This is a genomic window from Rickettsia gravesii BWI-1 (genome assembly GCF_000485845.1).
Taxonomy (GTDB): Bacteria; Pseudomonadota; Alphaproteobacteria; order Rickettsiales; family Rickettsiaceae; genus Rickettsia; species Rickettsia rickettsii.
In genome coordinates, this window is the sequence record NZ_AWXL01000011.1 from 69,062 (window position 1) to 76,092 (window position 7,031).

A 7,031-nucleotide genomic window follows, 5' to 3' on the forward strand; every position below is an offset into this window, starting at 1 on the left:
AAAATATAATAATCTAAGTAATAAATAGTAAAAATTATGCTAGTGCTTGTAGATAATATTGAAGTACAAATTGAAAAAATTTATGAAGTATTTGATTTAATAGATAATGAAGGAGCTGATTTTTTGTTATGGGCAGTATCTGATTATCTTGCCGAGCTATTAGATCAATATAAAGAATCGTTAACAATTGAATATGTTGATCCATGCAACTAATTAAAAGGTTTGAAGAGCAAAATACTATAATACCCAAAATGCTTAATAATGCTTTAAGCAATATATTATTAATCCTTGAAGATGGATGTAAATCTGAAGAATCAGAACTAATAGAAAATATAATTAATAGTTTAAATACTCTTGATATGTTAGGAGGACATGCATAGTAATCTTCCAAAAATCTCAATAGTTTTACCGGTTTACAATAGAAAGAAGCTATTACCTTTTGCTATTGAGAGCTGCCTTAATCAAAGCTTTAAAGACTTTGAGCTTATTATTATTGATGATTGCTCAAAAGATAATAGCGTTATAGTAGCTAGGGCATATGCAGAGCAGGATGCACGTATTAAGGTAATAGTAAATGAGACCAATAAAAGATTACCGGCAAGTCTTAATATTGCTTTTAAAGAGGCCAAGGGGGAGTATTTTACTTGGACTTCAGATGATAATCTTTTCCATGAAAATGCTTTAGAAAAAATGGTTAAGATACTTGATAATTCACCTGAGATAGGGCTTGTATATACTGATTATACTTTGATCGATGACTACGGTAAAGTAGGAATAAGACTTTATCAAGAACCTCCTGAGTTTTTACCGATTAGAGATTGTGTCGGTGCATGTTTCTTATATAGAGCCGATTTAGCAAGGCAAGTAGGTGGATATAATGAAAATATGCAGTTAGTGGATGATTATGAATATTGGCTAAGGTTTGGGCTTGTTACGAAATTTGCTCATATACCGGAATCTTTATATTTCTACCGAGTACATGATCAAAGCTTAACAATAGAGCGTAAAGTAGAAGCAAAACAGGCAAAAAGAGTTTTAAAAGAATTATTTAAAGATCAATATATTATTCCTGCTGAGATTAAACCTATAAATGATTTATATAATTGGTTTATTGAAGATAGAAATTTAAGCTCTTATTTTAGGTTATTTAAAATAATTATTTGTAGTCCGATAATTACTATTTCGTATATTATTAAAAATCTAAGAAGAATAAGGTGATATTTTAATGCTTTAATGTCATTCCCGCGAAGGCAGGAATCTAGATAACTTTAATATTTATACAAAATACATATTATTGACAAAATAAACATATAAAAACAAGTTTTTATATGTTTTACTGGATTCCCGCTTTTGCGGATATGATATAGTAGAGCCATAGCACAATATCCTTAAAACAAATGCAAAATCAAGATTTCATACGTACATTAAATCCAGAGCAGCAAAAAGCAGTTCTTCACACTGAAGGACCGCTTTTATTGCTTGCAGGTGCAGGGACAGGTAAAACAAAGGTACTTACCTCAAGAATAGCTAATATTATTCACCAAAATTTAGTTTCACCTCAAAATATTCTAGCCGTTACTTTTACTAATAAAGCTGCTAAAGAAATGGCTGAAAGAGTTAATAGTCTAATTAATTGCTATGGTCTTAATATAGGCACTTTCCACTCAATGGCAGCTAGGATATTACGTGACCAGATTGAGCATTTAAATCTTGGTTTAAATAATAGATTTACTATTATTAGTCATGATGATCAATTAAAACTAGTGAAAGATATAGTAAAGCTAAAAGATATTGATACTAAAAAATATGCTCCTAAATTAATACATATCATAATTTCTAGATGGAAAGATCAAGGATTATTACCAACTAAACTATCAGTATCAGATACTAATTTACCGCTGCAGAGGATTGCAAAACTTGTATACGAAGAATATCAGAAAAATTTACTTATTTCTAATGTTTTAGATTTTGGAGATTTGCTACTTTATAATAATGAGCTTTTTATTAAAAACCCTGAAATACTAAGATATTACCAAGAAAAATATCGATATATTTTAATCGATGAATATCAAGACACTAACGTTGTCCAGTATTTATGGGCAAGAATGCTCGCAAGTTTATATAAAAATATTTGCTGTGTAGGGGATGATGATCAATCTATTTATGGTTGGCGAGGAGCAGAAGTCGGGAATATATTACGTTTTGAAAAAGATTTTGCAGGCGCAACAATTATTAAATTAGAGCAGAATTATAGATCAACTTTGCCAATACTTGCTGCTGCTTCCAATGTTATCAATAATAATAAAAACCGTCACGGTAAAACGTTATGGACGGATAGGGAAAGCGGTGAAAAGATAAAAATTATCTCTTGTTGGAGTGATAAAGAAGAAGCAAGATATATAGCCGGTGAAATAGATAAGTTAGTGCGAGAAAACCGGTATAATGCCGGCAATATTGCAATATTAGTACGAGCCGGGTTTCAAACAAGAAGTTTTGAGGAAGCATTTATAAATAGTGCTATGCCTTATAAAATTATAGGCGGTTTGCGGTTCTATGAACGTATGGAAATAAGAGACGTGCTTGCTTATATCCGTATATCTTTGAATCAAAATGACAATCTAGCACTTGAGCGTATTATAAATGTGCCGAAAAGGGCAATAGGTGCAGCTAGCTTAAATAAAATTAGAGTCTATGCACTTGAGCGAAATATTTCTAATTTCGCAGCCATTAAAGAAATGCTAGAAATAGGTGAGATTAAAACAAAATCATATGAAACTCTAAAAGATTTGGTTACTAAAATCGATAATTGGTACGAAAGATTTAGTATAGATGCTCCAATAAACGTAGTTAAAGCAATACTTGATGATTCCGGTTATCTTGAAATGCTTCAAGAAGAAAAAACCGAAGAAGCATTCGGTAGAATCGAAAATATTAACGAAATGCTTAGAGCTATTGCTGAATTTAACGATGTTCATGATTTTATCGAACATTCAAGCTTAGTTATGGAAAATGAAGTGCTTGAAACCAATTACGGTGGTTCTGTTACTATAATGACCCTGCACGCAGCTAAAGGGCTTGAGTTTGACGTGGTATTTTTACCGGGCTGGGAAGAGGGTGTATTTCCGTCTCAAAGATCTCTAGATGAAGACGGCGAAAAAGGCTTAGAGGAAGAACGCCGCATTGCCTATGTCGGCATTACGAGAGCCAAAAAAGACCTCTACATTACTCATGCTGAAAGCAGAAAAATATTTTATGAAATAGTCCGTTCTTACCCTTCAAGGTTCATAACCGAAATCCCTGATGAAATTACGCTCAGGACCTCTTCTATGAAAAAATATAATTCTTTTTATAAGTTTTAATTAATTTTCATTCATAAATTTTAAATTGGTTTGTATTCTTTAACTAATTATTATCTAATTTAATTAATAATAATTAATAGAGGAAGTGATATGGTAGAGGAAGTGATATGGCTAAAGATGCTAATAAACCTGAAGGAAATCGTCAGGCTCCATTAAGTACAGAAGAATTATATAATAAATTTTTAGACAATATAAGTAGTATTGATAGTAAATTTAATACTCAAATTAAATTTTTTAAAGATACTTCTGCTCCTCTTAATTATGTTGCCACTACTAGACAAAATATTTTTACTGCAATAGAATCACAGTTTGCTCCTTTTAGTACTAATTATTTACCAAATGATGTAGTTCAATCTTTAACTGACACTATATATAACACTCATGATGAAGTAACTAAATTAATTTCGTCGGAAGAGGAAAAAGGAAAATATAGCGTTGCAAATGCTAAAAATGCAGCTGCTTTAAAAGGTTTTGCCATAGATTTAAGTGAATCTCAAGTAAAGCAGATGAACGACGAAAAACGTAATGGCTTAAGCGAAGATGAAGTGATGGATATTAAAAAAACATTAGAAAAAGCTATGTTAGAATTAGCTAACCAAAAAATATCTAAAGAACAATATAGAGAGAAATTAATAGATAAAGCATTAGATAACCTTAGAGAAAATGTTTCAGAAACAACATTAGGTAACTACAGAAAATTTCTTACTAAAAATACTACCCCTAAGCTTGACAAACAAGAGTAAATTAATGATCCAAAACAAGTAGAAGCATTAACACAAGCAGCATTAAAGATAGCTGAATTTTTTAAAACTACTTTTCAAACAAATGAAAAAGAAGCAAAAGCTTTATCGTCTATTAATGAGTTAGGAGTAAATGAGCATAATATAATTAAAACTTTATTACCAGCGATAAGTAAACTACCGCCTGAAAAAATGATAGAGCAAGGTAAAGAAATTATCAAGAATTTTGCCCCATTACTTAAGAGCAGCAATCCTGCACTTGTTAACGGTACTAAAAGAGTATTAGCAGAGTGAAATCCTGAATATTTAACGGAACACGGATAGGGAGAAAGTATAGCATTAGAATTACAAAGAGTAACCAAACCTAAGCTATGGCAAAGAATAGTAGCAGTTTTTACCGGTACGGATTATGCTCAAAAAAATATAGATAAAGCATTTGCAAACTTTGAAAAAAGTAATAGTCTATATATAGAAACGAAAAATTTGTTGGAAGAACTACAAAGAGAAAAACAAGTACCAAATATTGTAAAGCAAAATAAAACAATACCCCAAGGCTATAAGTCTTCTATATCAATCCCTATATCTCACGTTGAAAACCTTAATAAAAGTAGAGAGAGTGGGCAACAGTCAGGGCATAGTAAGTAGTGATTTATATGATAATATAGTTGCGAATTTTTAAAAAGTTTGATAATTTTTAGTTCATTATATCAAATAACTTAATAATGAGTATTATATGGCAGAGATTATAACTAATATAGAAGATGATACTATTAAAAAACGATGAAGTGACTGAGATATTGGCTGCAGTAAAAGGTAAAATAGTTGATATAAAAAACGTAGATAGTAGATTAGATACTTTGAATAAAAATATTATTACTCCCGATCCTATTCAACAATATTTACAACCTGAATAATATATCACTAGTACGCTTGAAGTACTTGCCAGTAAAATTATTAGTGAAATTGTAGAAAATAAAGATATACAAAAATTAGTAGATAACTTGCATATCAATTTAGGACAAGATACAAAACTAATACCTAGTGCAGCAGATAAGCTAAAGTTTGATGTTGCAAGGGCTGAAGCAGCACTTAAGGGTTTTGTACTTCCTCTAAATAAAGGAGGACCTTTTGATGAATTATCATTGATAGGTATAGAAGATGAAGAAGAAATCTTTGCCAATCCTATAAGAGCAACTAAAGAAGCATTAATAGCCGTAAGCGGAAAATCTATACCCAAAGAGCAATATGCACAGGCTGTAAAGATCAAGCTATAGAAATCTTAAAACAAGATCCTAAAAACACTCCAGACAAACTTGAGAAATATGAAAAATTTATTATTCAAGGAGATAAAAAACAGAAATTTAATGAAGATAGTAAGCAGTTTATCCCAAGAGTAAATCAATTATTTCAAGTGGAATTTAAGGAATTACAAAAGGCAGCCACTTATACGGTGCAGCAGATTAGTAATAGATTAGAAAAAAATAATAAAATTAGTAAGCAATTAGAACAAACTATTATACTTACTAACTCATCAGGCATAAAGAATCCTGAAATAATAAGGGAATTAAATAAGTTAGATTCTACTTATCTAACTGAGAATAGTACTAAAAGAGCCACTGAATTAAAAGATATTAATGATAGAGGTACTGCTTTATGGGAAAAATTTAAGCAGATACTTACAGGTAGAAACTATTTGGAAGAAAGATTAGGAAAAGTTGTAGATAAATATATTACTCTGAGTGATGGATATGTAGTGAAGACAATTAATGATAAAATCTTTTCAAACGCTTTAACAAATCCTGAAATTACTGCTGGTCTAACAAAATTTTTAAATGAAAATAAAGATAAGGTAGCAACTAATCCTGAATTTAAAAATTTAATTCCTGTTATGGGTGAGCCTATTATAGTTCAACCGCAACAAGTTAATAATTTTAATTTAGCGGAACTTAGAAAAATCAATCCAATAGCATTTGATAAAACCATATTTGAAGATTCAATAAAACTAAGAAGTTCTAATGTAAAACCTCCGCAAATCACTCCTAATACTTCTACCAAAAATCAAGAAGCAGTAAGAAGAAAGGGTTAAATTTTAATATAACTTCATCATTGTGAGAAGGCTTTGTTACATTGCTTCTATGTCATTCCCGCGAAAGCGGGAATCTAGATTTTTTATTGTTACCCCGTGGCTTGACCACGGGGTCTTGCATCACCAGCTAAGTCCTAAGATACCGCGATCAAGTCGCGGGATGACATTAAAGGTTACTAGATTGCTGCTTTCGCAGAAATGATATCAGAACATAAAGATTTAGGTGAGATGCTTAAATACTCCTCTTTCCATAATTCATTATAAAGAATAGGATCGATATTACCGCCTGAGATTAGTACTAGTAATTTTTGAGGTTTGGATTGTGTTTTTAAAAAATTTACCACTGAAACCATATTTATACTACTTGACGGCTCGCACATTACTTTAAGTAAATGAGTAAGCCACGCCGTCCAGTAATATATTTCATATTCTTCTGCTAAATAAAAATCATCAAGTTTTTTCAGATATTCAAATGTACGAGCTGATATACTCAAGGTTTTAAGACCGTCCGCAATAGTATTCGGAGCATAGTTAAATCTATATGTTTTATTATCTTTAACAGATAAATAAGCATCATTGGCATTTAAAGGTTCTGAACCTATTAACAAGCTTGTCGGTGATATTAATTCCTTGGCAAGATATGCGCCGGAAATTAAACCGCCGCCGCCGCAAGAGGCAAAAATAGCATCAGGACTAAAACCTAGCTGCTGTAATGCTTCATAGCATAACGTGCCTGCTCCTGCTATTGTAGAATCACTATCGGAAGGATGCATATAGTAAAATCCTTGCTTTTCATCTTCTTTTGCTTTTTCTTCCGCTTCTTGTCGAGTATATGTATATATAACT

The 7,031-nt window shown here is 31.2% G+C and carries 7 protein-coding genes and 1 pseudogene; 6 read left to right on the top strand and 2 right to left on the bottom strand.

What is annotated here, in order from left to right:
* The first annotated feature begins 36 nt into the window (after positions 1-36).
* The 5 genes from RGRA_RS13380 to RGRA_RS13390 all read left to right on the top strand — a co-directional run bounded on the left by RGRA_RS13380 (position 37) and on the right by RGRA_RS13390 (position 4,102).
* A complete protein-coding gene (locus RGRA_RS13380; RefSeq protein WP_236609788.1) occupies positions 37-213 on the top strand; it encodes a hypothetical protein in 177 nt (58 codons plus the stop codon).
* Positions 204-380, top strand: a complete 177-nt coding sequence (locus tag RGRA_RS13385) for a hypothetical protein (protein WP_236609789.1) — start codon at positions 204-206, stop codon at positions 378-380. Before RGRA_RS13380 ends, RGRA_RS13385 begins: the two co-directional genes overlap by 10 nt.
* On the top strand, positions 373-1,218 hold the full coding sequence (locus tag RGRA_RS0103995) for a glycosyltransferase (protein ID WP_017442965.1): 846 nt from the start codon (positions 373-375) through the stop codon (positions 1,216-1,218). Before RGRA_RS13385 ends, RGRA_RS0103995 begins: the two co-directional genes overlap by 8 nt.
* A 179-nt stretch (positions 1,219-1,397) precedes the next feature.
* The gene (gene pcrA, locus RGRA_RS0104000) at positions 1,398-3,359 is read left to right on the top strand and encodes a DNA helicase PcrA (RefSeq protein ID WP_017442966.1); all 1,962 of its coding nucleotides are present in this window, start codon (positions 1,398-1,400) and stop codon (positions 3,357-3,359) included.
* A 107-nt stretch (positions 3,360-3,466) separates the two neighbouring features.
* Entirely contained in the window at positions 3,467-4,102 is a 636-nt protein-coding gene (locus tag RGRA_RS13390; protein WP_017442967.1) for a hypothetical protein, read from the top strand.
* A gap of 74 nt (positions 4,103-4,176) precedes the next feature.
* On the opposite strand, the gene RGRA_RS12545 is transcribed toward RGRA_RS13390, so the two are convergent.
* Positions 4,177-4,461, bottom strand: coding sequence for a hypothetical protein (locus RGRA_RS12545; RefSeq protein ID WP_017442968.1), 285 nt, complete (start codon positions 4,459-4,461; stop codon positions 4,177-4,179).
* Between the two features lie 371 nt (positions 4,462-4,832).
* On the opposite strand from RGRA_RS12545, the pseudogene RGRA_RS08815 reads away from it, so the two are divergent.
* Positions 4,833-6,185 (top strand): annotated as a pseudogene (locus tag RGRA_RS08815) (hypothetical protein).
* 176 nt (positions 6,186-6,361) lie between these two features.
* Here the strand turns inward: RGRA_RS08815 and RGRA_RS0104020 are convergent.
* The coding region (locus RGRA_RS0104020) for a serine/threonine dehydratase (protein ID WP_024547287.1) at positions 6,362-7,031 on the bottom strand (670 nt) is incomplete at its 5' end.

Excerpts from the sequence above, each read along its gene's own strand:
- RGRA_RS0103995 (WP_017442965.1), top strand. The coding sequence starts at position 373 with ATGCATAGTAATCTTCCAAAAATCTCAATAGTTTTACCGGTTTACAAT.
- RGRA_RS13380 (WP_236609788.1), top strand. The coding sequence starts at position 37 with ATGCTAGTGCTTGTAGATAATATTGAAGTACAAATTGAAAAAATTTAT.
- RGRA_RS13385 (WP_236609789.1), top strand. The coding sequence starts at position 204 with ATGCAACTAATTAAAAGGTTTGAAGAGCAAAATACTATAATACCCAAA.
- pcrA (WP_017442966.1), top strand. The coding sequence starts at position 1,398 with ATGCAAAATCAAGATTTCATACGTACATTAAATCCAGAGCAGCAAAAA.
- RGRA_RS13390 (WP_017442967.1), top strand. The coding sequence starts at position 3,467 with ATGGCTAAAGATGCTAATAAACCTGAAGGAAATCGTCAGGCTCCATTA.